The organism is Flavobacterium sp. N502540 (assembly GCF_025947365.1).
In the GTDB taxonomy this organism is placed as follows: Bacteria; Bacteroidota; Bacteroidia; order Flavobacteriales; family Flavobacteriaceae; genus Flavobacterium.
In genome coordinates this window covers 4924019-4950500 of sequence record NZ_CP110012.1, presented here as the reverse complement: position 1 = coordinate 4950500, position 26482 = coordinate 4924019, and the positions used below count along the sequence as shown (strand labels likewise).

The window sequence follows — 26482 nt, the reverse complement described above, 5'->3', positions numbered from 1 at the left end:
AGTTTTAAGAAATGTTAATTTAGAATTAGGCCACATGAAAAAACTATTTCTGATGATTACCTTTTTGTACAGCAGCTTTTTAATAGGGCAGAATGGAATTTCTCCTGATAAAGTTGTCACTCCTCCTGAAAAAGTAGTGTTTACTTTTCAGAAAGAATATCCCGGTAAAGTTCCGGTTTGGACATTAAAATATGTTGGAGATGACGACGATGAAATTCGGTATGAAGCCAAGTTCAAAAATGATAAAAATACCAATGCATTGGCGGTTTATGATAATCTAGGAGTTCTAAAGGCTTTTGAATTGCAAATTCCGTTAAGTAAGCTGCCACAAAAAGCACAGGCGTATCTGAAAAAAAATTATCCTGCCAGTGCCATTAGGGAATCTGCAGTAGTTGTAGACGATAAAAACAAAACTACTTATGAGGTCGGAATACAAAAAAACGCCAAATTCTATGACGTTGTTTTTGATAAAAACGGAGGTTTTGATGTAATTATCGAGAAAGATTAAAAAAGAATTCTTACTAATTCAATATACTCAGAATGACAAACCCGACAGGTTTTAGAAACTTGTCGGGTTTCGTTTTTTATGCTATTTTTTGGTTGCTGTTTTTAATTATCGGCAAAACTGATAATTTACATAAGTTTTTTCTTTCTTTTAATAGCTATTACTTTTTGTTATTCCGTAAATTTAGAGTATTATTCTTACTTTTAAATTTGCACCATCATGAAAAAGTTATTTTTAATGCCAGTATTTATTACACTTGTACTATTTTACTCCTGTAATCACGATGAAAATGTACACACTGAAAAGGTATCAGAGAACAAGAATGAAGACCATCTAAAAACTGTACCGGTCACAGAATCGGTTGCTTTTCTAAAAGATTTTCAGCAACAGCAGTCTACCCAAAAAAACGCTAACTTTAACCTGACAATAGATTTTGAATCTATAGAACAGATTGACATAACGGATACTGACGCTAAACTAACGATTGTGAAGGCAGAGACAGGACTGGATAATGTAGATTCGAGTATTTTACAAATCAGGATCAATGGCGAATTGCAGACTGTGCTTTTTAATTTAATTCCCGAAGAGGGATTCAATAATAAGAAAACGGGCAAGGTGATAGATCGCTATGACGAATTTAGCGGTGCTGTCGTCATCAGTGATTTGAAAGGAATCATCAAGAACAATTTTGTTTATAAATCCGGAAATTTGCTTGGAGAAGTAAAATCTCCGGGGCCTGATCCGATTCCGTTGAACAATGTTAATGTATATCCCAAACCTAAACCAAGTGATATTAACCTTCCCTATATCATGCCGGGCTATCAATTTAGAGGAGAAGGCAGTCCGACCAATTATGCCAGTATGGGAGTGGCTTTTGCCAGTTATTATAGTAATATTATCTATCAAGCAATGGAAAAAAGAATTATAGATAAAGACCTCACTCCTTGCCAAAAAGCTGTATTAGAAAAATTGAAAGAAACTAAAAACTTCGACATTGCAAGCATGCTAAAAAAACTAGGAGCAACAACACCATATACATTAAACATTGTCGGCGGTAATTTAAATATTCCCGCACAAACAACACGAACTAAAAATAGTGCTGGCAATATCCCAAATGATTATACCACTACCATAAGCAATTCCTACACTACTAGAACTTCGTTGTCTTTAGCTGGAAATATGTTACATGAAATTGTACATGCTTATTTTCTTAGTCTTTATGATGCCTCCTCAGCCGGAAGTGGCATGACTGCTTTTGTAGATAATCCCACTCTTTTTCAGTCATATGTTCAAAAAAATTTCCCAAATAACGGTATCTATGTAGGAGGTGTATATGTGGATCAGCAAGATTTACATCACAAGCAAATGGCCGAAACTTATGTTAACGCAATTGCTTCTACGCTACAAGAATTTCAAACAGGTACAGTTCCACCTTTAAACGTAGCTTTAAATCAAGAATATCTTGATCTAGCTTGGGGTGGTTTGAAAGGTACTCCCGTGTTTGATAAGACTTTCCCAGAAGGATCAGCAGATAGAAGTAGAATCCTAAATCGACTTGCCTGCGAACAATCAGGAAGTGATGTTCAAAGCAACGGTGGTACTAGACAGTATCCTCTTGGCGCTAAATGTGAAGATTTTAAAAAAAATAAAACATGAAAAAGTTATTTTTTGCTCTGTTACTAATTATACAATGCAATTTTATAGCATATTGTCAATCAAAAGTGGACAAATATAATGCTATTAATGGCCATCTGTCAGAATTAGTAAAAGATACTACCAAAACTGTTTTGATAATTAAAGAAAAAATAAGTGCAAATAAAACTTTAAAACTTTTTGCTGAAGGAAAACTCAGTGATGCACCATTTAATAGAAAAAATGGCACACAAATAAGGGAAGCTGGGATTTTAGAGCCTCTTTATAATGAAAAAGAATTCCAAAAAATGAGAAAAAAATACCAAGATGATGTAAATGATGATAAATATGGTTTTTCTAAAAATGCAAATTGGGAAATAACGGATTTTAAACTAAAAAACATTTGTATAGAATCTCATGACACCATAATGTTTAAAAAAGAGAGAGCATTACCCTTATACAAATACGAAACATTACTAATTGCATTGTCTGATCCAATTTACTACAAAAATAGAGACTATTTGGTCATGGCAATAGCAACTCAAAAATCAAATCCTCTTTATTCCCCTAAATATTATGTTATTGTAATGAAAAAAACAAACAAAAAATGGCAAGAGATTCAAAGAGGTGAACAATATTGGTTTGATTAAATTGTGTGTTGTGAAAAAGAAATACTTTAATTCTGTTTGTTAAACCCAACAGATTTCTAAAATCTGTTGGGTTTAATTATAGATTCACAAAATAAAAATTACAAATTCATTCCGCCTGAAACCTCGATGCGTTGTGCATTTACCCAGCGCGCCTCGTCGGTACATAAAAAGGCAACTACTCCGCCAATATCGTCTGGTAATCCAACCCTTCCTAAGGCGGTAACTGCAGCTATATTTTTGTTCAATTGTTCGTTGTCGCGAACTGCACCACCTCCAAAATCGGTTTCGATTGCACCCGGAGCAACTACATTGGCTCTGATTTTTCGTTCACCCAGTTCTTTTGCCTGATATTTGGTTAACGTTTCAATAGCCCCTTTCATTGAGGCATAGGCGGAAGCACCCGAAAAAGAAAACCTGGCTAAACCTGTTGAGATATTTACGATTCCGCCGCCATCATTCATAAGATTTAATGCTTTTTGAGTTAGGAAGAAAGGGCCTTTAAAATGTATATTAGTTAATTGATCAAATTCGGCTTCCGATGTTTCCATAAATGAATTGTGGAGTCCGGTTCCGGCATTGTTTACTAAAAAGTCAAACTTATCTGTTTTAAAGGTCTTTTTTAGAGTTTCCGCAACAGAGCTGAAAAAGGGATCAAAAGTACCGGAATCGGCAACATTTAATTGAAGCGCGGCTGCTTTCTGACCTAAGCTTTCAATTTCTTTTACTACCGAATCAGCCTCTTCTTTTTTGCTGTTGTAAGTTATAATTACATCGATTCCTTTTTTAGCAATTGCAATCGCCATATTTTTTCCTAAACCTCTGCTGCCACCTGTTACCAGAGCAATTTTTGTATGTACTGCCATTTTATTTTGTATTTTAAATTAATAAGACAAAGGTAGGAGTGAAGCAGGAGTGAGAAGTTGTAAATATCAAATCGATGTTTGCGAAATTCAAATCATGAATTTAAGATCGGAAAGCTAAAGGAGTAAACGAAGTTTGTTTTTTAAAGAAGTTAGAGAAATGTGCCAATTCTTCAAATCCTAAGGAGAAGGCAATTTCAGAAATATTCCAGTCCGTTTGTTTTAAAAGAATTTTGGCTTCGCTGGTTAAACGACTGCTGATTAATTCGGTCGTAGTTTTTCCGGTATTTTCTTTTAAAACTTTATTCAGATGATTCACATGAACAGATAATCTTTCGGCAAAATCCTTGGCAGTTCTGAGCTGTAATCGCTGATTTGGAGATTCTATCGGGAATTGTCTTTCCAGCAATTCAGCAAATAAAGAAGAAACTCTGGCAGCCGAATTGTGTTTTGAATACAGTGCCGTTATAGGCTGTAGTTTTTGTCCGAAGTGAATGAGTTCGGCGACATAATTCCGAATTAAATCATATTTGTAAATGTAATCGGAATTGATTTCTTTTTGTATTTTGTTGAAAATCAATTCAACTTCTGCTGCTTCTTCATCGGTTAATTGAAAAATAGGATACCCGTCAGAGGCAAAAATAGGAAGCTCGTCCAGATCAATTCCGCTTTTGTTTTTCGATAAAAATTCACCGGTAAAAACACAAAACTGCCCGGATTGATTCGTATCCTGTGGTAAATAATTGTATGGAATCTTTGGGGTAGCAAATAAAAGTCCCTGTTTTTCAATTTCTATTATCTTATCGGCATATTCAGCCCTGTTTTTACCTTTAATCAAACTGATTTTATAGTAAGCACGTCGGTCATAAGGCATGATTGCTTTACCCTGAAGACGTTCTAAAAGCTCTTTGATGTCAAATACATTAAAATGACCAATCTCTTTTTTGATGTCATTGGGCAATAAAGAACCCGGTTCAACGGAGGAACCTTCAGTAATATCTTTGTAAAAAGAATCCAGTGATTTCATGACGACAATTTGTAAAATTCAAATATACGGAAATTTTAAGTTTCAGGTTTCAGGTTTCAGGTTTCAAGTTTCAAGTTTCAGGTTTCAGGTTTCAGGTTTCAGGTTTTTTACTCTTCACATCTCACATCTTGAATCTTGAATCTTACATCCCACATTTCGCACCTCATAATAAACATTTCACATCTAAAACAAACTTCCTTGTATAAGTTCCGGTTGTGGATTACTGCCAAAAGGAAACTTATCAATGACAAAAAACTGTTTTTTCACCGGATCTAATTCACGCAGGATAATTTCTTCACAGGAAAAATCCATGGCAATTGTGGTAAAGAGCTGCGATGCGACTTTAAGATTTTCGGGAGTTAGTTTTCTGCTGATAGAAATATGCGGATCACTGCTTTTCTTTAGGTTGGAAAGCAGTAACGCTTTCTGTGTCTTTTTCATGACTGGCTGTAAACTCTTTTTTGATTCTTCACTTGGGGCAATGAAAAAAGCACCACTTTCGTACGAACCAAAATCATCCAGATGTACTTGAAACGGAGTAAAGGTATCGCAAATATTAAAAAGCTTTTGCTTGAATTTATCCAGTTGAGAATCGTCAGTTGTAAACTCACAAATCGTAATATGTGCCACCGAATTTTTACTGTTGAACCAGCCAATTTTAGTTGCCAGATGTTCTTTCATGGTTTTGATGTCCTCAATTATTTCTGGTGAAGGATGAATGACAACTGAATATTTCTTTTCCATTTTAACGTTCGGTTTTTGGCAAATTTAAAGAATTTGTTTGCATCTAAATTTTTCCTTTCAGATGCAATCGATATTCGATTTCGGATTTTAACAAACCGCTTCCTCCTCCGAAATGTTCAATTACTTCAACATCAGGCTGCTGTTTTAAGCAGAAAGAAGTAAACTCTTTTTCGATATGATCTTCGATGCCTGAACTCAAAAGTACAATATCAATTTTGTGGTGCAGAAAATAATCCTGAGCCAGTTTTTCATCACTAAAACCAACTGCATTCCAGTTTTCATAAGCATTCACTAATCGGAGCAAAATCTCAAGAATGGCTTGGTTTTTTCCAAGCAGTAAGAATTCGTATGTTTTCATAATCATTAATATATAAGTATGAGTAAGTTTTAAGATGTGTAACCGGTAAGACAAAAAAACTTAACCTCTTAGAGACTTATTGCTTTCGAAAATCTAATTTCTATAACAAAAATAGTGGTTAAATCACTAGTTCAACTTAATCCAGGACAAGAAAGAACCTTTTTAGTTATTTTTTTTAAAGATTTTACAACTATAGTGTTTCAGATAGTCAGTGACTTAGCATTTTTAGGAGGAAAAAGTTTTTCATAATGCGGAAAGCCGTAATGATTTCTCTAAAGTTGCTTGTAATTTCGCGCCATAATAACGGGTAATTATGCTGTGTTTACCTTTTTAGACCGCATAATAGGTTGTTATAATTAACTGTTTTTGGAGAAACAATTTTTTTAATTACAATGAAAATTAGACTTATTCATTTGATCGTGGGTATAAGCTTTGTATGAATTTGCAGGATTACAAAAGAGTCTGATTTTTATAGGGTTTTTAGATTTGGTTATTGGGTTATCCGGATCTAAAGACCCTTTTTTTATTCTTTCTAATATATTATAAGTAGCCATTAATTTTAAGCCATTCTTCGCAATCTCTGGGCCAAAATTTACTGGTACTATTTACACCCAGACCAAAACCGTGACCTCCTTTTTCATAAAGATGTAATTCAGCTGAAACCCCGTTTCGTTTAAGAGCCAGATAGTAATTAATACTGTTTTCCGGTAAAACGACTTTGTCGTCTGTGGCATGAATCAGGAAAGCGGGAGGAGTGTTTGAAGTAACTTTCTTTTCGTTAGAATAAAAATCACGTACTTCCTGTGAGGGATTATTTCCCAGTAAACTACTTTGCGAGCCTTTGTGCGTAATCTCATTTTGCATGGATATGACTGGATAAATTAAAAGTGAAAAATCCGGACGTGCACTTGTTTTAGATTTTGAATCGTAAGTTGCTTCATCATAATGTGTTGCCAGGGTGGCGGCTAAATGTCCTCCTGCGGAGAAGCCAATAATCCCTATTTTGTTAACATCAATACTGTACTTTGCTGCATTTTGCCTTACGTGACGTATGGCTTGCTGTGCGTCCTGTAATGGTCCGTTCTTTTTGTCTTTCATGATTTGATCACTTGGTAATCTGTATTTGACAACAAAAGCTGCAATTCCCAAGCTATTGAGCCAGTTGGCGACTTTGGTACCTTCTTTATCAATGGCTAAATGTTGATATCCTCCTCCCGGAAAAATTAGAATGGCAGTTTGATTGGGTTTACTTTGTTTAGGCAAAAAAACACTCAATGTTGGAACGGTGACTAAACTTGTACTCTGCACTTTTCCGTCTGTAAAAGATTCATTTTCCTTGTATTCCGGGGCTTTTATTTCATCGGGAATGGTATTCCAGAGTGGTATAATTTCATTTTGGGCATGTATAGTAGTGTGCATGAAGGTGAATAAAAATAAGGTTAGAAGTAATTCTTTTACATTTTTCATGAATTATGGAAGTATTTAAATAGGTTGGAAAAGTGTTTTAAAACAAAGTTTTTTTGGATCAGTTTTATGCTTTTGTAAAAATGTAACAAATGACTTTTGCTTTGCAGACCTGAAGATTACGGTGAATTGATCAAAAGTGAAAGTTTTTTGGACAATTTTGATAGATAAAACGGTTAAGTTTGTAAAAATAGCTTTTAACAAATATATTACTTAAAATGTAATTTAAAGTATTTTTTTTTGAGCGATCTGTTTAATTATGTGTTGAAATTAAATTTTTATATAATTTATTTGGAATATAAAGATTTAAAACTATATTTGTGCAATCGATTACATTTATTTAATTTTGTTGCATTTAATTCATGGGTATTGTAATTTTTATATCGTGTTTGAACAGCAGATTAAATGAGCCGAAAACTATCAACTTTTATAATAAACCATTACCATGAACCAAACAGATGCAGTTATTATGACCCAGGCCAAAAAATCTACAGGAAGTTATCGTTGGAGTATATGTGCGTTGCTTTTTTTTGCAACAACCATTAACTATTTAGACAGGCAGGTACTTTCTTTAACGTGGAGTGATTTTATTGCGCCTGAGTTTCATTGGACTAATAATGACTACGGAAATATAACCGCTTTGTTTTCTATTTTTTACGCAGTTTCATTACTGTTTGCCGGTAGATTTGTGGATTGGATGGATACTAAACGAGGATTTCTGTGGGCCATTGGTATCTGGTCTTTTGGGGCTTGTCTTCACGCTTTTTGTGGTATTGCAACAGCCGGAATTATTAGTGGGAACTGGTTTGTAGGTTTCGAGGGTGCCAAGCAGGCAATTCACCTTGTAAAAGACACCGGATTGGTCATTAATGTAAGTGTGACGCTGTTCATCTTTGCCCGCTTTGTTTTGGCGGTGGGTGAAGCAGGAAATTTTCCGGCAGCGATTAAAACGACCGCTGAGTATTTTCCTAAAAAAGACAGAGCATTTTCTACCAGTATTTTCAATGCCGGCGCCACTGTTGGTGCTTTGGCAGCTCCTATATCTATTCCGTTTATCGCAGAATCTTTTGGATGGGAAATGGCCTTTATCATCATTGGTGCTTTAGGTTTTGTCTGGATGGGATTTTGGATTTTCATGTATGATAAGCCTGAAAAGCACCCAAAAGTAAGTACTGCAGAATTAGAATATATACAACAAGATGATATTACAGACAGCAAATTAAAGGGGTATGTACCAGAAACCAAAGATAAAGTTTCTTTTGTCGATTGTTTTAAATACAAACAAACCTGGGCATTTGCTTTTGGTAAGTTTATGACCGATGGGGTGTGGTGGTTTTTCTTATTCTGGACCCCGGCTTACTTAAGTTCGGTTTATGGTATGGATTCTACTGAGGCGGCTCTTCCCTTATTCGTTTTATATATGATAACCCTGCTGTCAATTATTGGTGGCTGGCTGCCAACCTATTTTGTTGAGAAGAAAGGAATGAACCCCTATGAAGGCAGAATGAGAGCGATGCTAATTTTTGCATTCTTTCCCTTGTTGGCCTTGATTGCACAGCCTTTAGGATACATCAGTTATTGGATTCCTGTTAGTATTATTGGTATCGCAGGTGCGGCACATCAATCTTGGTCGGCTAATATTTTTACCACTGTAGGAGATATGTTTCCTAAAAAAGCAATTGCAACTATCACTGGTATTGGAGGTTTGGCCGGAGGTATTGGTTCTACTTTTATCAATAAAGGATCAGGAATGCTGTTTGATTATGCCAAAGAAAGCAATATGTCATTTATGGGTTTTCAAGGAATTGAAGCCGGATATTTTATCATTTTCTCTATTTGTGCTGTCTGTTACCTGACAGGCTGGTCTGTAATGAAAATGTTAGTGCCCAAATACAGTCCGATTACCAATCTTTAAGAATCAGAGATAAAAAAAACAATTATAAAAAAGAATAAATTTCACGATTAATTATGGTTTTTAAGGATAAAAATCTAATTTTATGCAATCGATTACATTAATTTAAAATTATGACAAAATATAGTTCAAGATACGCGTCAAGCCCCGAAGCAGTAAAAAAGTATGATACTCAGGAATTGAGAAACGAATTCTTAATTGACGATTTAATGCAGGAAGATGAGATTGTGTTAACCTATTCTCATTATGACAGATATATAGCAGGATCGGCAGTTCCGTTGAAGGATCTGATTTTGGAGAGTATTGACCCTTTGAAAGCAGGTTACTTTTTGGAAAGAAGAGAAATGGGAATTATCAACGTAGGTGGTAAAGGGACTGTGGTCGTTGAAGGAGTTTCTTTCGAATTAGCGTTTAAAGATGCTTTGTACATCGGAAGCGGAAATAAAGAAGTGATCTTTAAAAGTGATGACCCTAAAAATCCTGCAAAATATTACATCAATTCTGCTCCGGCACACAGAACATATCCAACTGTAAAAGTGAGTCTGGCAGAAGCAAATAAGCTGGAATTGGGAACTATGGAGACGGCTAATCACCGCACCGTAAATCAAATGATTATTGGAGGTGTTGTAACCACTTGTCAATTACAGATGGGAATGACGGAATTAAGACCCGGAAGTGTCTGGAATACGATGCCGGCACACGTACACGATCGCAGGATGGAAGTCTATTTTTATTTGGATATTCCCGAAAATCAGGCCGTTTGTCATTTTATGGGACAACCTCAGGAAACGAGACACATTTGGATGAACAATCATCAGGCGGTTATTTCACCACCATGGTCGATTCATTCCGGATCCGGAACCAGTAATTATACTTTTATCTGGGGAATGGCGGGTGAGAATTTGGATTACGGAGATATGGATGTGTGTAAAATCACTGATTTAAGATAAATAATATGGCAAACTCATTATTTGATATAAACGGAAAAGTTGCTCTGATTACAGGAAGTACACACGGACTGGGAATGGCAATGGCAAAAGGATTAGGAGAGGCGGGTGCGACAATTGTGGTAAACGGAAATTCTTCTCAGCAAAAAATTGATGATGCGGTAGCGGAACTTCAAAAAGAGGGAATTCATGCAGTGGGGTATAAGTTTAATGTAACGGACGAGATGGAAGTTATTGCTGCAGTTAGACAAATTGAAAATGAAGTGGGGCCAATTGATATTTTAATCAACAATGCGGGAATCATCAAAAGAATTCCATTGATTGAAATGGAGGTAGCCGATTTTAAAGAGGTTATTGATATTGATTTGGTGAGTCCGTTTATTGTGTCGAAACATGTGGTAAGAGGGATGATTGAAAGAAGGAGAGGAAAAATAATCAACATTTGCTCGATGATGAGCGAGTTGGGCCGCAGTACAGTAGGAGCTTATGCTGCTGCGAAAGGCGGGTTGAAAATGCTGACCAAAAATATGGCTACCGAATGGGCAAAACATAATGTTCAGATTAACGGAATTGGTCCCGGGTATTTTGCTACCGAACAGACCAAACCGATTAGAGTGGACGGGCATCCTTTTAATGATTTTATTATCAGTAGAACGCCGGCTGCGAAATGGGGAGAAGCAAGTGATCTGGCTGGTGCGGCTATATTTTTATCTTCAAAAGCCAGCGATTTTGTGAACGGTCACATTTTGTATGTCGATGGTGGAATCTTAGCAACAATCGGGAAGCCATCAAACGAATAATTATTTCAATTACATCCAAAAAATCATGAGTTCAAATACCTTCATAAACGATAATTTTTTACTTGAAAATAAATTTGCAGAAGAGCTGTATCATAATTATTCCAAAAATCAGCCGATCATCGATTATCACAATCATTTGAATCCTCAGTTTATTGCTGAAGATAAAATTTTTGAAAACATTACACAGGTGTGGATCAACGGAGATCACTACAAATGGCGCGCGATGCGTACCTTGGGAATCAACGAGCAGTTTGTGACCGGAAACGCTCCTGACAAAGATAAATTCTTAAACTGGGCCAAAACGGTTCCATACACCATGCGTAATCCTTTGTACCATTGGACGCACTTAGAGCTGGCGCGTTATTTTGATATTTATGATTTGCTGAATGAAAAATCGGCAGAGAAAATATACCAGGAAGCAACCGAGAAAATCAATTCTCCAGCCTACAGCACGCAAAATCTGCTAAAAAAAGTAAATGCTGAATTGGTTTGTACGACCGAAGATCCGATTGACAGTCTTGAGTTTCATCAAAAATTGGCAAAGAATCCAATTGGAACTAAAATGAGTACTGCCTTCAGACCTGATAAAGCGATCTTAATTTCCAATGATGGCTATAATGGTTATCTGGACAAATTAGGGGAGGTGTCCGGAGTTGCGATTCATACCTATGCTGATTTGTGCAGTGTATTGCGAAACCGAATTGAGTTCTTTAATCAAAATGGATGTAAACTTAGTGATCATGGTTTAGACCAGATTTATTTCGAAGAATTTACAGAGAATGAAATTAATAGCATCTTCAAAAAGAAAAGAGAAAACAGGATTTTAACTCGCGAAGAAGTTTTGAAGTTTCAAAGTGCCGTGTTGTTATTCTTGTCTGAGACGTATCATGAGTTTGGATGGGTGCAGCAATTTCACCTCGGAGCTTTGCGAAACAATAATGCCCGCATGCACCGAATTTTAGGACCTGACACAGGTTGGGATTCTATTGGAGATTATCCGCAGGCACAAAAATTATCCGGCTTTTTAAATGCGTTAGACAGTAAAGATAAATTGACGAAAACGATTATTTATAACCTAAATCCGGCCGATAACGAAGTGATGGCAACCATGATTGGAAATTTTAATGACGGAAGTGTCAGAGGGAAAGTTCAGTTTGGATCGGGCTGGTGGTTTTTAGATCAGAAAGACGGAATGACAAAACAATTAAATGCTCTTTCAAATATGGGGTTAATTAGTTGTTTTGTGGGAATGCTGACAGACTCTAGAAGCTTTTTGTCTTTCCCAAGACATGAGTATTTCAGACGTATTTTATGTAATCTTTTAGGAGATGAAATCAAACGCGGAGAGCTTCCAAATGATATGGAATGGATTGGGAAACTGGTTTCTGATATTTCCTATCATAATGCAAAAGAGTATTTTAAATTTTAAGTAAGAAGAGAGAATATAGAGCAAAGAATATAGAGCAAAGAATATAGAGGAAAGAGTTTAAGTATCTTTTTAATCAGTGTAAGCTGTGGTAAATAAAAGCATCAGGCTTAATTTTCTTAATTTCTTAATGGTAAAAAAATCTTTTACTGGTAAAACAATAAAATTATATGAGTAAAGTAGTTGCATTTGGGGAAATTATGTTGCGTCTTTCGACAGAGAGACATCTGCGATTTTCGCAGGCAAAAGCATTTGGAGCGTCTTATGGAGGCGGTGAATTTAATGTTTGCGTGTCTTTGGCTAATTACGGTTTGAATGCAGAATTTGTAACAAGATTACCCGAGAATGAAATTGGTGCTTCGGCAGTAAAAGAAATGCGAAAAATGAATGTAGCGTCTGGAAATGTAGTTTACGGAGGAGAGCGTTTAGGAATCTATTTTCTGGAAACCGGTGCCGGAACACGAGGCAGTAATGTGGTTTATGATCGTGCACACAGTTCGATGGCAACTATCGAAAAAGGAATGATTGACTGGGAGAAAGTACTGGAGGGAGCCAATTGGTTTCACTGGAGCGGCATCACACCGGCAATCTCCCAAAGTGCCGCCGAAGCCTGTTTAGAAGCAGTAAAAGCAGCTCATAAACTGGGAATTACAATTTCCTGCGATTTGAATTACCGATCAAAATTATGGCAATACGGAAAAACACCAAGTGAAGTAATGCCGGAGTTGTTGCAATACAGCAATGTTATTTTAGGAGATATTGATACCGCTTATTTTATGTTGGGAATTCCGAAAGTCAATCCGAATTATCAGGATGAGAAATCGCTTCCGGTTTTGTACAGCAAATTGTTTGATTTGATTCCGGGTTTAAAAATAGCAGCAACGACCCTTAGGTACTCTGTAAGTGCGTCACACCAAAGAATAGGAGGGGTTTTATTTGACAGTAAAGCCATTTATCAGGCAGCTGTAAAAGAAGTGACTCCTGTTGTAGACCGTGTTGGAAGTGGGGATGCTTTCATGGGAGGTTTGATTTACGGATTACAGGAATATCAAAACAACAATCAAAGAGCTTTAGATTTCGCAGTGGCTGCTTGTTGTTTAAAACATACCATTGCCGGAGATTATAATCTGGTAACCTTAAAAGAAGTTGAAAATATGATAGATGGTGATGCTACGGGATTAGTATCTAGATAATTGATTTAAATATGGCAAAATATTCAAGAATTGAAGTGGCTTTAACGATGAAAGAGAACGGAATGGTTCCGCTATTCTTTCATTCGGATATCGAAATAAGTAAAAAAGTACTAAAAGCCTGCTATGATGGAGGTGCAAGATTAATGGAATTTACCAGCAGAGGAGATTTTGCCCATGAAGTTTTTGGAGCATTAAATAAATATGCTTTGGCAGAATTACCGGGAATGATGCTTGGTGTTGGTTCTATTACTGATGCGGCTTCTGCATCTTTGTACATGAGTTTGGGAGCGAATTTTATTGTGACTCCGGTTTTTAGAGAAGACATTGCAATTGCCTGTAATCGACGAAAAGTACTTTGGTCTCCGGGCTGCGGAACGCTTACCGAAATCGCAAGAGCCGAAGAATTAGGATGTGAAATTGTAAAAATGTTTCCGGGGGATATTTACGGACCGGAATTTATCAAAGCTATAAAAGGGCCATGCCCGTGGACGAATATCATGCCAACAGGTGGAGTTTTGCCAACAGTTGATAGTCTGACTTCGTGGTTTAGTGCCGGAGCAACCTGCGTGGGAATTGGATCACAGTTAATTTCAAAAGAGATATTAGAGCAACAGGATTATGACGGATTAAAAACAAAAGTTAGTCAGGTTCTGGATATTATAAAAAGTATTAAAAATAAATAAGGGTAATCATATAGGTCCTTATTTAACATGCGTTTTTTTTAGATTTTAGAAATTGTAATTGAACATTACGCTTGATAAATGAATCTTGTGAGTCCTCACAGCAAGATTTGTTTTTCTCACACAAGTGTAATGTTTCTTTTACAGTTAGAGAGAAAATAATCAGAGATAAATAAGGTATTAAACGTGATTATTGGTAACACTTTAAGAGAAAAAGTAATGGAAAAATTAAACAGAGTGAGCTCAGGGCTTTCAGAAAAACTTCCTATAAAAATAGTTCAATTTGGCGAAGGTAACTTTTTAAGAGCCTTTGTAGAATATGCTTTTCAGAAATTAAATCAGGAAGCTGATTTTAACGCAGGAATTGCGGTAGTACAGCCTATTGACAGAGGTTTGGTGAACATGATTAATGCTCAGGACGGATTGTATACCTTATTCATGAAAGGAGTTAAAAAAGGAGAAGAGATTCAGGAAAAAGAATTGATTTCCAATATCGTAAAAGCGATTGATCCTTATGCGTCTTTTCAGGAGTATCTGGCTTTAGCCAGAGAAGAAGAATTGGCTTTTATCATTTCAAATACAACCGAAGCAGGTATAGAATATCTCGAATCCGATCAGTTGAGTATGCAGCCTCCGGTTTCCTTTCCGGCGAAATTAACGGTGCTTTTATATGAAAGATTCAAGCATTTTAAGGGGGCGGCAGATAAAGGATTAACAATTATTCCTTGCGAGTTAATTAATTATAATTCAGATACTTTAAAAGAAATTATTTTAAAATATTGTGCCGATTGGAAATTAGAAAATGAATTTGTTTTCTGGTTGACAGCTAGTTGTTCTTTTCATAATACATTAGTAGACAGAATTGTACCCGGTTATCCGAAAGATCAGATTGAAGAGTACAACGGTCAGTTGGATTATAAAGACGATTTGATTGTAAGTGCCGAAAGTTTCTTTTTATGGGTAATTGAAGGAGATGATAAACTGAAAGCAAAACTTCCGTTTGAAAAAACAGCGCTGGATGTAAAAATCGTAGCCGACATGCAGCCGTATCGCACGCGTAAAGTGAGAATTCTGAATGGAGCGCATACCGCTATGGTTCCTTTCTCAGTGCTTTATGGTAACGAGACCGTAAAAGAAACCGTTGACAATGCTTTTACCGGTGATTTTGTAAACAAAGCTGTTTTTGAAGAGATCAATGAAACGTTGAACATGGATAAAGCAGAATTGGCCAGTTTCTCTGAAGAAATCCTGGACCGTTTTAGAAACCCGTTTATCAAGCATTTGCTGTCTTCAATTGCATTAAACTCGATTTCAAAATTCAAAGTGCGCGTATTACCTAGTTTAACGGGATATGTGGATATTCATCAAAAACTTCCGGTTCATTTAACGTTTGCTTTTGCTGCTTTGATCCGTTTTTACAAAGGAAGTTGGAAGGGTGAGGTTTTGCCAATTAATGATAGTGAGGATATTGTTTCTTTTTTTGAAAGCCTTTGGAAATCGGATGATTATGAAAAAATAGCACGATTGACTTTGCAGAATAAAAGCTTCTGGGACGAAGATTTAACACTGGTGCCGGGATTAACAAAAGCAATTACAGTGGCATTGGAAGAAATTGATGCAAACGGAATTGAAAATGGTTTTGCCAATTTTCAAAAACAAATAAATAATATAACTCAGAAAGTTTAGTTATGGCAACGCAAAAAAAATTAATAAAAGTTCATCCTACAGATAATGTAGCAGTAGCTTTGGTAAATCTTTCAGCAGGTGAGGTGATTGATTTTGAAGGTTCGGTCGTTACTGTTGAGAGTGATGTGAAGATGAAGCATAAAATCGCGATGGTTCCTTTTAATACAGGAGACAGGATTATTATGTATGGAGTTCTGGTAGGAAAGGCGAGTGCTAAAATTGAAAAAGGAGGTTTACTTTCTACGGCTAATGTGAAACACGAAAGTGATAAAGTAACCGGAAAAACAGAAACGATTGGCTGGACCGCTCCTAATATTGAGAAGTGGAAAGACAGAACTTTCATGGGCTATCACAGAGAAGACGGACAAGTTGGAACCGAGAATGTATGGCTGTTTTTTCCGTTGGTATTTTGTGAAAACAGAAACATCGAAATTCTAAAAGATATTTTCGAAAAAGAATTAATGAAACCCAAAGAGAACGATTATCAGTTGTTACTTCGTTCTTTGGTGAAGTCAGAAACCGGTGGAGCCGGAAATGAAGCCGCTTCAAACGATGCTAATTTATTCAACAACATCGAAGTAAAATTCATCACACATCAGGGTGGTTGTGGAGGTATTCGTCAGGATTCGCACAGTCTGGCCAAATTATTGGCAGGATATGTAAACAATCCAAACGTGGCAGGAGCAACCGTTTTGAGTTTGGGTTGTCAGAACCTGCAAATTCAGATTTTTAAAGATGCTTTAGATGCGATAAATCCGAACAGCAAAAAACCGGTTTTGATTTACGATCAGCAGCAAATCGGGACAATCGAAGCCATGTTGAGCAGTGTGGTAAAAGATACCTTTGAAGCGATTAAAAAAGCAAACGAAGTACAGAGAACTCCGGCACCTTTATCCAAACTAAAAATAGGTTTAGAGTGTGGTGGATCTGATGGATTCTCCGGAATTTCGGCTAACCCGACTCTCGGAGTAACTTCAGATTTACTGGCTGCTTTAGGAGGAACTACCATTCTTTCGGAGTTTCCTGAATTGTGTGGAGTAGAGCAGGAATTAGTCAACCGTTGTGTCGAAGATGAAAGTGGAGAACGCTTTTTAGAATTAATGAAATGGTATGAAAAAACCGTAGTAGATGCCGGTTCAGGTTTTGATATGAATCCTTCTCCGGGTAATATCAAAGACGGATTGATTACCGATGCCATGAAATCGGCAGGAGCCGCTAAAAAAGGAGGGACATCACCAATTACCGGTGTTTTTGATTATGGCGAATACATTTCGAAACCGGGATTAACGCTGCTTTGTACGCCTGGAAATGATGTCGAGTGTACAACAGCAATGGTAGGTTCGGGAGCTAATATGGTATTGTTTACCACAGGTTTAGGAACGCCAACAGGAAATCCGATCGCGCCGGTAGTGAAAATTTCATCCAACACCGATCTGGCTAAAAAGATGTCAGATATCATCGACATTGATACTGGCGGAATTATCACCGGAGAAAAATCGATCGACGAAATGGCTGATGAAATGTTGGAATTTATTATCGATGTTGCCAGTGGAACCATTAAAACTAAGGCAGCAATCTTAAATCAAAACGATTTTATTCCCTGGAAGAGAGGGGTTTCACTTTAGTAAAAAGAAGGTATTATAAAAAGAGCTCACTTAACAGTGAGTTTTTTGGTTTGAACCATTAAGATATTAAGTTTCATTAAGTAGTATAGAAGTTTTACTTAACCTGTTGTGTGAAATTTGTTTTAACACATAGAAACATAGTCTTTGTAAGCTTAAAAAAGGCAAAAACTTAATCTGTCTTAATGGTTTGAGGAAAAAAAAGGCAAAACTTAATTTGCCTTACTATCTTAATGGTAAAAAAAACTTAAAAGCTAGTTCTTGATGAAGATTTACGAATGTGTAATTCCGGAGCAAGAACTACCTTTTTTTCGATTTTAATCGTTTCGGTTTTGTCGACCTGTTCCAGAAAAACACGTGCAGACATTTTACCCATTTCAAGTGGAGACTGATCCACCGAAGTAATCGATAATTCCATAAATTTGGTGAAAGGCTCATTGCTGAAACCCGCTACACAAAATTCTTTAGGAATACTCACATTTCTTTCTTTTAGTTCCTGAATGGCACCCAAAGCGGCAAAATCACTCGATGAAAATATAGCATCAGGAGGTGTTTCCAACTGAAGTAACGTCTCTACAGCCTGCTTTCCGTGATCAACAGTACTCTTTACAGGAATGACATATTTTTCGTCAAAAGTTATTCCATTGTCTAATAAAGCCTGCTTGTACCCTAAAAATCGGTTCTTAAAGATTTCAAGCGACTGATCTCCTGATAAGTGGGCAATATTTTTACAGCCTTCATCGATTAAATGTTTGGTAGTTTGGTAACCACCTCTAAAGTCATTTATGGTTACAGAACTCACTCCGTCAATATGTTTGCTTCTGTCGAAAAAGATAAGCGGAACATTTTTTTGCAGAACATATTGAAAAGCACCGTCATTTTCTCCCGTTACATCGGTAACCGACATGATGATCCCATCAACCTGGGCATCTATTAAAGTATATAAGTTTTCGTTTTCTCTTTTCGGATTTTCGTGCGTCTGGCAAATAATTACCTGATAACCATGCGGATGAAGTTCTTCTTCTATTCCCCGGATAACCGAAGCGAAAAAGTTGCTGTCGATACGCGGAACTATAACGCCAATATTATTACTTCGGCCGCTTTTTAGTGCAAGCGCCAGCTTATTTTGCTTATAGTTCATTGAAGCCGCAGTTTTAATAACCAACTCACGTGTGCTCTCTTTTATTTTCGGATTGTTGTTTAACGCCCGGGAAACGGTAGCAGCGGTGATATTTAATTTTTCGGCAATATCGTAAATGGTTATCTTTTCGCTCATTAAAAATGGTTTTTCATATTAATCTCTGACAAAAATACATTTTTTTTTATAACGTTTTACATATTGTTATCGATTACCATAATTTATAATTAAAACGATTTCGATTCTACAATGATAATAAATTATCTAAATTTTTACATTAAGTGTAATTATATTCCGTAATAAAAATTAAATATATAATTAATTTTCAAATAAATTTGGTGCATTAAAACTATTTTTCTACTTTCGTGTAATCGATTACATAATTACACTGTTTTGTAAATCAATCCTAAAATAGAATAACATGATTACAGGGAAAGTTAGAATGTTTAAATCAGTTTTATTGGCAGCTGCAACAGCTTTTGCGATGCTGTCTTGTGGAAAGCAGGCTTTAGCTGTTTCCCAATCTGATCCCTGGAAAAACAAGGACTTAATTGTAAAAAGTATCTCCAAAACCCGTTTTTTAGACAAGACCTATAGTATTAATGATTTTGGAGCAGTCGCTGATGGAAAGACATTAAACACACTGGCCTTTGAAAAAGCAATAAAAGCATGTGCTCAAAATGGCGGAGGAAAAGTGTTGATTCCTGATGGAAAATATGTAACAGGTGCCATACATTTAGAGAGTAATGTAAACCTGCATTTGGATGATCATGCAGAAGTCCTTTTTAGCATCGATCCAAAAGAATATCCTATTGTTCATACCTCCTTTGAAGGAACTGAACTGATGAATTATTCGCCGCTTATTTACGCCAAAAACAAAACCAATATAGCCATTACCGGAAAAGGAACTCTAAACGGACAGGCAGATGCTACGAACTGGTGGATTTGGTCCGGTGGTAAAGATTACGGCTGGAAAAAAGGAATTCCTTCGCAGAATGATCCTCAAAATCGTGCCGTTTTGATCGATATGGCCGAAAATGGGGTTCCGATAAAAGAAAGAATCTTTGGTGAGGGGCGCTATCTGCGACCTAATTTTATGGAGTTTTTTGAATGTAGTACCATTTTGGTTAAAGATGTTACCATTATAAATGCTCCCTTTTGGATTTTACATCCTTTAAAATCAAACAACATTATCATTGACGGAGTTACCGTAAACAGTCATGGTCCTAATAATGATGGTTGTGATCCTGAATATTCACAAAACGTACTTATTAAGAATTGTACCTTTAATACAGGTGACGATTGTATCGCGATCAAAGCAGGTCGTGATGGCGATGGGCGACGAGTAGCAATTCCAAGTAAAAATATTATCGTTCAGAACTGTAAAATGATCGACGGCCATGGTGGAGTAGTTATTGGAAGTGAAATATCGGCCGGTGTCAATACTATTTTTGTAGAAGACTGCGTCATGGACAGTCCAAATTTAGATCGCGCCATCCGAATCAAGACCAATTCAAAAAGAGGTGGAGTCATTGAAAATGTATTCGTTCGAAACCTTGAGGTGGGTACTGTAAAAGAATGTGTTTTAAAATTAAACATGTTTTACAATGTTTATGGTTCACAAACCGGCAATTTTATTCCAATCATCAGAAATATCAGCCTGGAGAATATAAACGTCAAAAATGGAGGGAAATATGGAGTGTGGGCAGAAGGCTATGAGCAATCTCCTGTGGAAAATATTACCCTTATAAATGTTGTCATTCAAAAAGTAGATTCAGTGCATTTGCTTAAAAATGTGAAGAACATACAATTTATTAATACGTATATCAATGAAAAAAAAGTAGAATAACTTACAAATTAAAAACTATCAATTAACCAAACCATTTTAAAAAACTATGAATACCAAACAATTATTAAAGAAAAAAATAAAATACAGTCTTGTATTTTTATTTTTCCTGAATTTTTTGTTGAGCAGTGCAACTTATGCGCAATCGACTATAGTGGAGGGGAAAATTACAGATGCTGCGGGATTATCATTGCCTGGTGTAAACATTCAGGAAAAGGGAACTAAAAACGGAACCTCTACAGATTTTGAAGGAAGTTTTAAATTGAATGTGACCAATAATAAAGCGATTTTAATTATAAGCTACTTAGGCTTTCAGACACAAGAAGTAAGCATTGCAGGAAAATCGAAAGTGAATGTGAGCCTGGTTGAACAATCCAATTCGCTAAATGAAGTAGTGGTTGTAGGATATGGTACCGCAAAGAAAACAGACCTTACCGGAGCAGTCAATACTTTGTCGGCAGCTAAAATTACCGAAAGAAACGTTACAAATCCGATGGAAGCCATTCAAGGAGGTATTGCGGGAGTTCAGGTAACTTCAAACAGTGGCCGTATTGGTGACGGTTTTAACGTTGTGATCAGAGGAACAAACTCGATCAATAAAGACGGTTCTAAACCTCTTTTTGTAGTGGATGGCGTACCAACAGACAATATTGACTTCCTGAATCCGCAGGACATCGCGAGAATGGACGTATTGAAAGACGCATCTTCTGCGGCCATCTATGGTTCCAGAGGAGGAAGCGGGGTTATCATTGTAACGACCAAAAGCGGAACAAGTGCTAAGTCTGGTGTTACCGTTACATTTGACAGCTCTTACGGTAACAAAGAGGCAGTAAGATTACCAAAATTAATGAGTCCTGAAAAATGGTGGTATTATCACCAATCGGCATTTTTGGCAACTACTATTTCAGCAACCAATCCAACCTATAACGATATTGATGCAACAGAATTGAATGCTGCTGTAGGGCAGGCCGGTACAAACCCGGTGTTATTTCAGAGAGTAGCTAACAATCAAAGCTACAACTGGCAGGATGCGGTTCTTAAAGGTGGAATGATGCAAAACAATTACTTAAATGTTTCCGGTCGTGCTGATAACGGACTGTCATACAACATTGGTCTCGGAGCTCAGAAAGAAACGGGAGTAATTGACAATGAAGGAATTGATAAATACAATTTTAAAGCAGGTTTAAGTCATAAAATAAACGATAAAATTTCATTTGGAGTTAATCTTACTATTTCTAAGACCTCTGAACAGCTGGGGAGCCCAACAGCCATGCAGGAAGCTTTCAGGCAAAATCCATATACTTCGCCTTGGGCTATAGACGCGGCTGGTAATGAAATTGTTGGAACTTATGCGCAACAGCCGGGAACGTTAAGATATCCTAACGGAAATTTAGCGATTAACAAAACAGGTTCTTACAATCCGCTTTTAGAAATTGCAAATTCAACAGACGAAATAGAAAGATTTACTACCCTTGGGAATATCTTCGGAGAGTATAAAATCAACAGCTGGTTATCGTTTCGATCTACTTTTTCAGCAGGAAAAATGGATGCGAGAGAAGGAAGATCATTTGGCGCTCAAACGGATTTCGGTCTTAAAAATAAAAGTTTGCCATCCGGTGACTTAACCAATGTGAACAATTTTAATTATACGTGGGACAATCAGTTTAACATCAATTACACGTTGAATAAAGACCATGTTTTTAGCTTTTTAGGTCTTCAGAGTTTCTATTCTAATACTACCGAAACGTACTTTTCAGCGTCAAGAGAAAACCCTTTTGAAACCAGTTTTTACAATTTAGGTTCAGGAGTTCAGTCTACTTACTCTTTGACACCATCAAGCGGTACCATTGCTTTAATTCCTTCGGGAGTGTTCACTCCGTACTCTAAAAATACTTTAGAGTCGTATGCAGCCCGTTTCAATTATGGGTATAAGGGACGTTACTTGCTCACAGCTTCGGTACGTTATGACGGATCATCTGTTTTGGCTGAAAATAATAAATGGACTGCTTTCCCTTCTGTAGCTTTAGGATGGAATGTTCATGAAGAAGGATTCATGAAAAAATTAGATTTTGTTTCTAATTTTAAATTAAGAGGAAGTATCGGTTATACTGGAAACGATAACGTTAGCCCTTATTCAAGTTTAACTGTTTTAAAAAATCCTGCTTACTATGATTTTAATGGTACAATTGCCAATGGGTTTACTACTTCAAGTTTAGGAAATACCAATCTGACCTGGGAGAAAACAAAAGAGGTGAATTTAGGTTTGGATTTCGGATTTGCTCACAATAGAATTTCTGGTAGTGTAGATGTTTACAATCGTTTGTCTAAAGATTTATTGTTTCAACAAGCCCTTCCATTAGAAATCGGAGTACCAACTATTACTTCTAATGTAGGTTCTATCAGAAACAAAGGTATTGAGGTGGCGCTGATTACTAAAAATATTCAAACTGAAAATGTTACCTGGGAGACCAGCTTCACTTTTACTAAAAACGTAAACAAACTGGAGTCAATTTATGGCCAGGATCAGGTAAGTGATGTTGGAAACAATTTATTTATTGGAGAAAATGTGCACTCTTATTACAATTATGTTTTCGATGGAGTATGGCAGGAAAGTGAAGCAGCGCAAGCCCTTTCTTATGGTCAGAAACCGGGAGAAGCAAAAGTAAAAGATTTAAACAACGATGGTAAAATTGACGCCAATAACGACAGAGCTATTTTAGGAAACTACGATCCTAAATGGTCTGGAAGTTTCTCTACCACTTTAAAAGTAAAACAATTTGATTTGTCAATGTCGTTAATCACCAATCAGGGAATGACTGTCTTTAGTGGATTCCACGACAACTTTGCAGATGTTACCGACAGAGGACGTCAAAAATTAGATCTTGGAGACTGGTATATTCCGGCTAATGGAGCAGGTATTGCGGCTCAGTATTCCAATACAAATCCGTTACCACGTGGAGCAGGGGTTTATTATGATACCAATAACGTAGCATTCTACAAAGACGCTTCATTTGTAAAAGTACAAAACATCGCTTTTGGGTATAGTTTTGATTCGGATTTAGTAAATAAATTGAAAATTAAAAGTTTAAGACTTTATGTGAATGTGTTGAATCCTTTTGTATTTACCAATTACGAAGGATATGACCCTGAATGGGCAACTGCAGCATTAGCAGTGAATCGTGTGGCGACAAGGACCGTTCAGATGGGATTAAGTTTAAAATTTTAAATTAAGAAAAATGAAAAAAATAGTAGTAGTTATAGCAATACTGGCGACGACATTCAATTCGTGCTCCAATTTTATCGAAGAAGACAACCGTGCCTTTGGTTCGGCAGAACAATATTTTCTTACTGCTCCCGGGTTTGAGTCATTGGTCAACACCAATTATGCCACTTTAAAAGATATATACGGCGGTGATCCGTGGCTGTTTGAAGCAGGTACCGATATGTACTCTGAAGGAAGAAATCAGGAACCGGAAGGATTGGCAAAATATTTAACCCTTTCTTCTTCGTCAGCTGGAGTAGATTTATTGTACAGAACTTGTTACATGGCCATTCAGCAAGCCAACAAAGGATTGTATTATTCAACCCTTACCGAAAAAGCAAGTACAGTAGATACAAGAGTGGGGGAACTGAAATTTTTAAGAGCAAATGCTTATTTCCTTTTGGTTCAGACTTACGGAGGTGTTCCGATTGTATTAGAGAATATTAATACTGCTGTTACCTCTTTCGACAGAAATTCAGCAGAAGAAGTATACACACAAATTTTAAAAGACCTTAACGAAGCACTTCCGGCAGTGGGTACAGGGGCTTATACAGGAAGAGTGAATAAAAGAGCCGTTCAGGATTTATTAGCAAAAGTATATTTGACTAAAGGTTACGAAACTTTTGGAACACCTGCAGATTTTACTACTGCAGCTTCTTTAGCAGATCAGGTAATTGCCGGACAAGCACTTAATGTGTCTTTTGCAGATGTGGTAAAACCGGGGAACGAGATGAATGCCGAAACCATTTTTTCCGTTCAGTTTTCTGTAGCTTCAAATGCTACAGGGGTAACCGCTTTGGGAAGTTCACAAAACTACTGGTTTAGCTCGTACTTAGGTGCAGCAGCAGCAGGTAACCCATATCCAAACAGAAGTTACACACTTTGTCCTACAGTTTACGCATTATCATTGTATGAGCAGGGCGATAAACGTTGGGAAAATACCTTCATGACCGAAATCTACAGCCGATACTACGATTTTTATACCGTAACCGACAAAACGGCTTTGAAAATTACAGATTTTTACGAGCCACGCTGGTTTACTTTGGCCGACAGAGCGGCATGGAATACGGCTAATGCTTCAAGAAAAGCCAATGCAGCAACTTTCAGATATCACAATTGGGGAACTTATTCTTCGGCTGCCGCTTCAGGTGGTGACTATAACCTGATTCCGGTTCGTAAATTCGACGATCCAAATGCACCATACAGCGGTGCAACCAGTGCAAACTATAACTCAACACCTATCACACCGGCAACCAACAGAAGCAGTACCCGTGATTTTATTGTAGCAAGGCTGGGAGAAACCTATCTGGTTGCCGCCGAAGCTTACTTTAAAGCAGGTCAGCCAGCGACAGCTTTAACCCGTTTGAATGAAGTAAGAAGAAGAGCAGGAGGCGGAGTTGTAGGAGCAATTCCGGTAATGACGACTATTGATATCAACACCATATTAGATGAAAGGGGTAGAGAACTATTAGGAGAATACCACCGTTGGTTCGATTTGAAACGTACCGGTACATTGGTACAAAGAGCAGTTTTATACAATCCTAAAATCACCAATGCCAACGTATTTAACGGACAAAATGGTAATCTTAAAATTTTAAGACCAATACCACAATCAGCATTAGATTTGAACAGAAGTAAAAATTACCCTCAAAACCCGGCTTATTAAAAAGGTTTTTATGATTAGTGGTTTTAAAAATTTTGAGGTTACGTTTTTTTGAGGAAGTTAAAAAGGGGCCTGATCCTGAATCGGGCTCCTTTCTTAACGAATAAATCAGATAAGTAAAATGAAAAGAATAGGGATTGTTTTGTGGCTCTTTTCGAATATAGTTCTGGCACAGAATCATATTATTGCAGATACTTCTTATACCGTAAATAGTACGTATACTAAATTGATTAAGAAATATCCGTTTATAAAAATAGCAGTAGCGAAAAACAGGGCAAATGTGATTCAAATGGAGAATATAATCTATCACAAGAGTCAAAACAGAGCATTACATCTCGACGCCTATTGGAACAAAACTGAAAATACAAATCCGGGAGTAATTTTGATTCACGGGGGAGGCTGGAAATCGGGGAATAAAAATCAGATGCAGGTTTTGGGGCAGGAAATCAGTTCAAAAGGATATTCCTGTTTTGCAATAGAATACCAATTATCGCCCGAAGCAAAATATCCACAGGCGGTTTATGATGTAAAAAATGCCATTAAATTTATAAAAGATAATGCGAAAGAATTTCATGTAGATCCAAACAAAATTGCCGTACTTGGATGCTCTTCAGGAGGTCAGATGGCAGCTTTGATTGGTACAACAAATAAAAATTCCGCTTTTGAAGATCCTGCGAACAAGAGTAGATCCTCAGCAAAAGTGAACGCAATAATTGATGTAGATGGAATTTTAGCCTTTAAGCATCCGGAATCGGAAGAAGGAGAAATGGCTGCTTTTTGGTTAAACGGCACTTATCAGGAAAAACGGGAGAACTGGGAAAAAGCATCGGCGTTAAGCCATACCGATAAAAACACTCCGCCAATACTGTTCATCAACAGCAGTTTTGATCGGTTTCATGCAGGCAGAGAGGATATGATTGCAATTTTAAACGAAAATAAGATCTACAATGAGGTCAGAACAATAAAAGATTCACCACATTCCTTTTGGTTTTTTCAGCCATGGTTTGAGGAAACGGTTCAATATACAACACAATTTTTAGACAGAATATTTAAACAATTACAGTAAA

The 26482-nt window shown here is 36.8% G+C and carries 21 protein-coding genes; 15 read left to right on the top strand and 6 right to left on the bottom strand.

What is annotated here, in order from left to right; genetic code table 11:
• Positions 1 to 34: 34 nt before the first annotated feature.
• The 3 genes from OLM58_RS20635 (at position 35) to OLM58_RS20625 (ending at position 2787) form a co-directional block, all read left to right on the top strand.
• Positions 35 to 508 carry a hypothetical protein gene (locus OLM58_RS20635; RefSeq protein ID WP_264530443.1) on the top strand — a complete coding sequence of 158 codons (474 nt, stop codon included), beginning with the start codon at positions 35 to 37 and terminating at the stop codon, positions 506 to 508.
• 216 nt (positions 509 to 724) lie between these two features.
• Positions 725 to 2161: a hypothetical protein gene (locus OLM58_RS20630; RefSeq protein ID WP_264530442.1), complete on the top strand. Its 1437-nt coding sequence runs from the start codon at positions 725 to 727 to the stop codon at positions 2159 to 2161.
• Positions 2158 to 2787 (top strand): hypothetical protein, encoded by a 630-nt coding sequence (locus OLM58_RS20625; protein ID WP_264530441.1) that lies wholly within the window; start codon positions 2158 to 2160, stop codon positions 2785 to 2787. The genes OLM58_RS20630 and OLM58_RS20625 overlap by 4 nt, the downstream gene beginning before the upstream one ends.
• Before the next feature lie 98 nt (positions 2788 to 2885).
• Here the strand turns inward: OLM58_RS20625 and OLM58_RS20620 are convergent, their stop codons facing one another.
• From OLM58_RS20620 to OLM58_RS20600, 5 genes are all read right to left on the bottom strand, one after another.
• Positions 2886 to 3650, bottom strand: coding sequence for an SDR family NAD(P)-dependent oxidoreductase (locus OLM58_RS20620; RefSeq protein WP_264530440.1), 765 nt, complete (start codon positions 3648 to 3650; stop codon positions 2886 to 2888).
• Between the two features lie 100 nt (positions 3651 to 3750).
• Positions 3751 to 4674: a helix-turn-helix domain-containing protein gene (locus tag OLM58_RS20615; RefSeq protein WP_264530439.1), complete on the bottom strand. Its 924-nt coding sequence runs from the start codon at positions 4672 to 4674 to the stop codon at positions 3751 to 3753.
• Between the two features lie 183 nt (positions 4675 to 4857).
• Positions 4858 to 5418, bottom strand: a complete 561-nt coding sequence (locus OLM58_RS20610) for a 2'-5' RNA ligase family protein (protein WP_264530438.1) — start codon at positions 5416 to 5418, stop codon at positions 4858 to 4860.
• 43 nt (positions 5419 to 5461) lie between these two features.
• A complete protein-coding gene (locus OLM58_RS20605) occupies positions 5462 to 5776 on the bottom strand; it encodes a hypothetical protein (RefSeq protein WP_264530437.1) in 315 nt (104 codons plus the stop codon).
• Positions 5777 to 6316: 540 nt separating this feature from the next.
• A complete protein-coding gene (locus OLM58_RS20600; protein ID WP_264530436.1) occupies positions 6317 to 7243 on the bottom strand; it encodes an alpha/beta hydrolase in 927 nt (308 codons plus the stop codon).
• A gap of 442 nt (positions 7244 to 7685) precedes the next feature.
• On the opposite strand from OLM58_RS20600, the gene OLM58_RS20595 reads away from it, so the two are divergent.
• The 8 genes from OLM58_RS20595 (at position 7686) to OLM58_RS20560 (ending at position 17509) form a co-directional block, all read left to right on the top strand.
• Positions 7686 to 9155 carry an MFS transporter gene (locus tag OLM58_RS20595; protein ID WP_264530435.1) on the top strand — a complete coding sequence of 490 codons (1470 nt, stop codon included), beginning with the start codon at positions 7686 to 7688 and terminating at the stop codon, positions 9153 to 9155.
• Positions 9156 to 9265: 110 nt separating this feature from the next.
• Complete coding sequence (gene kduI, locus OLM58_RS20590) at positions 9266 to 10102, top strand: 5-dehydro-4-deoxy-D-glucuronate isomerase (RefSeq protein WP_264530434.1); 837 nt, start codon at positions 9266 to 9268, stop codon at positions 10100 to 10102.
• A gap of 5 nt (positions 10103 to 10107) precedes the next feature.
• The gene (locus OLM58_RS20585; protein ID WP_017495609.1) at positions 10108 to 10899 is read left to right on the top strand and encodes a gluconate 5-dehydrogenase; all 792 of its coding nucleotides are present in this window, start codon (positions 10108 to 10110) and stop codon (positions 10897 to 10899) included.
• A 25-nt stretch (positions 10900 to 10924) separates the two neighbouring features.
• Positions 10925 to 12328 carry a glucuronate isomerase gene (gene uxaC, locus OLM58_RS20580; protein ID WP_264530433.1) on the top strand — a complete coding sequence of 468 codons (1404 nt, stop codon included), beginning with the start codon at positions 10925 to 10927 and terminating at the stop codon, positions 12326 to 12328.
• Between the two features lie 167 nt (positions 12329 to 12495).
• A complete protein-coding gene (locus tag OLM58_RS20575; protein ID WP_264530432.1) occupies positions 12496 to 13518 on the top strand; it encodes a sugar kinase in 1023 nt (340 codons plus the stop codon).
• Between the two features lie 11 nt (positions 13519 to 13529).
• Positions 13530 to 14201, top strand: coding sequence for a bifunctional 4-hydroxy-2-oxoglutarate aldolase/2-dehydro-3-deoxy-phosphogluconate aldolase (locus OLM58_RS20570; protein WP_264530431.1), 672 nt, complete (start codon positions 13530 to 13532; stop codon positions 14199 to 14201).
• A gap of 216 nt (positions 14202 to 14417) precedes the next feature.
• The gene (locus tag OLM58_RS20565; RefSeq protein WP_264530430.1) at positions 14418 to 15884 is read left to right on the top strand and encodes a tagaturonate reductase; all 1467 of its coding nucleotides are present in this window, start codon (positions 14418 to 14420) and stop codon (positions 15882 to 15884) included.
• Between the two features lie 2 nt (positions 15885 to 15886).
• Positions 15887 to 17509 (top strand): UxaA family hydrolase, encoded by a 1623-nt coding sequence (locus OLM58_RS20560; protein ID WP_264530429.1) that lies wholly within the window; start codon positions 15887 to 15889, stop codon positions 17507 to 17509.
• Positions 17510 to 17753: 244 nt separating this feature from the next.
• Here the strand turns inward: OLM58_RS20560 and OLM58_RS20555 are convergent, their stop codons facing one another.
• Positions 17754 to 18782, bottom strand: a complete 1029-nt coding sequence (locus OLM58_RS20555; protein WP_264530428.1) for a LacI family DNA-binding transcriptional regulator — start codon at positions 18780 to 18782, stop codon at positions 17754 to 17756.
• A 283-nt stretch (positions 18783 to 19065) separates the two neighbouring features.
• Here OLM58_RS20555 and OLM58_RS20550 point away from each other — a divergent pair, with 283 nt between their 5' ends.
• The 4 genes from OLM58_RS20550 (at position 19066) to OLM58_RS20535 (ending at position 26481) form a co-directional block, all read left to right on the top strand.
• Positions 19066 to 20493, top strand: a complete 1428-nt coding sequence (locus OLM58_RS20550; RefSeq protein WP_264530427.1) for a glycoside hydrolase family 28 protein — start codon at positions 19066 to 19068, stop codon at positions 20491 to 20493.
• Positions 20494 to 20539: 46 nt separating this feature from the next.
• Positions 20540 to 23716 carry a SusC/RagA family TonB-linked outer membrane protein gene (locus OLM58_RS20545; protein ID WP_264530426.1) on the top strand — a complete coding sequence of 1059 codons (3177 nt, stop codon included), beginning with the start codon at positions 20540 to 20542 and terminating at the stop codon, positions 23714 to 23716.
• Between the two features lie 10 nt (positions 23717 to 23726).
• Positions 23727 to 25418: a RagB/SusD family nutrient uptake outer membrane protein gene (locus OLM58_RS20540; RefSeq protein ID WP_264530425.1), complete on the top strand. Its 1692-nt coding sequence runs from the start codon at positions 23727 to 23729 to the stop codon at positions 25416 to 25418.
• Between the two features lie 118 nt (positions 25419 to 25536).
• Complete coding sequence (locus OLM58_RS20535; protein ID WP_264530424.1) at positions 25537 to 26481, top strand: alpha/beta hydrolase; 945 nt, start codon at positions 25537 to 25539, stop codon at positions 26479 to 26481.
• The last annotated feature ends 1 nt before the right edge of the window (position 26482 follow it).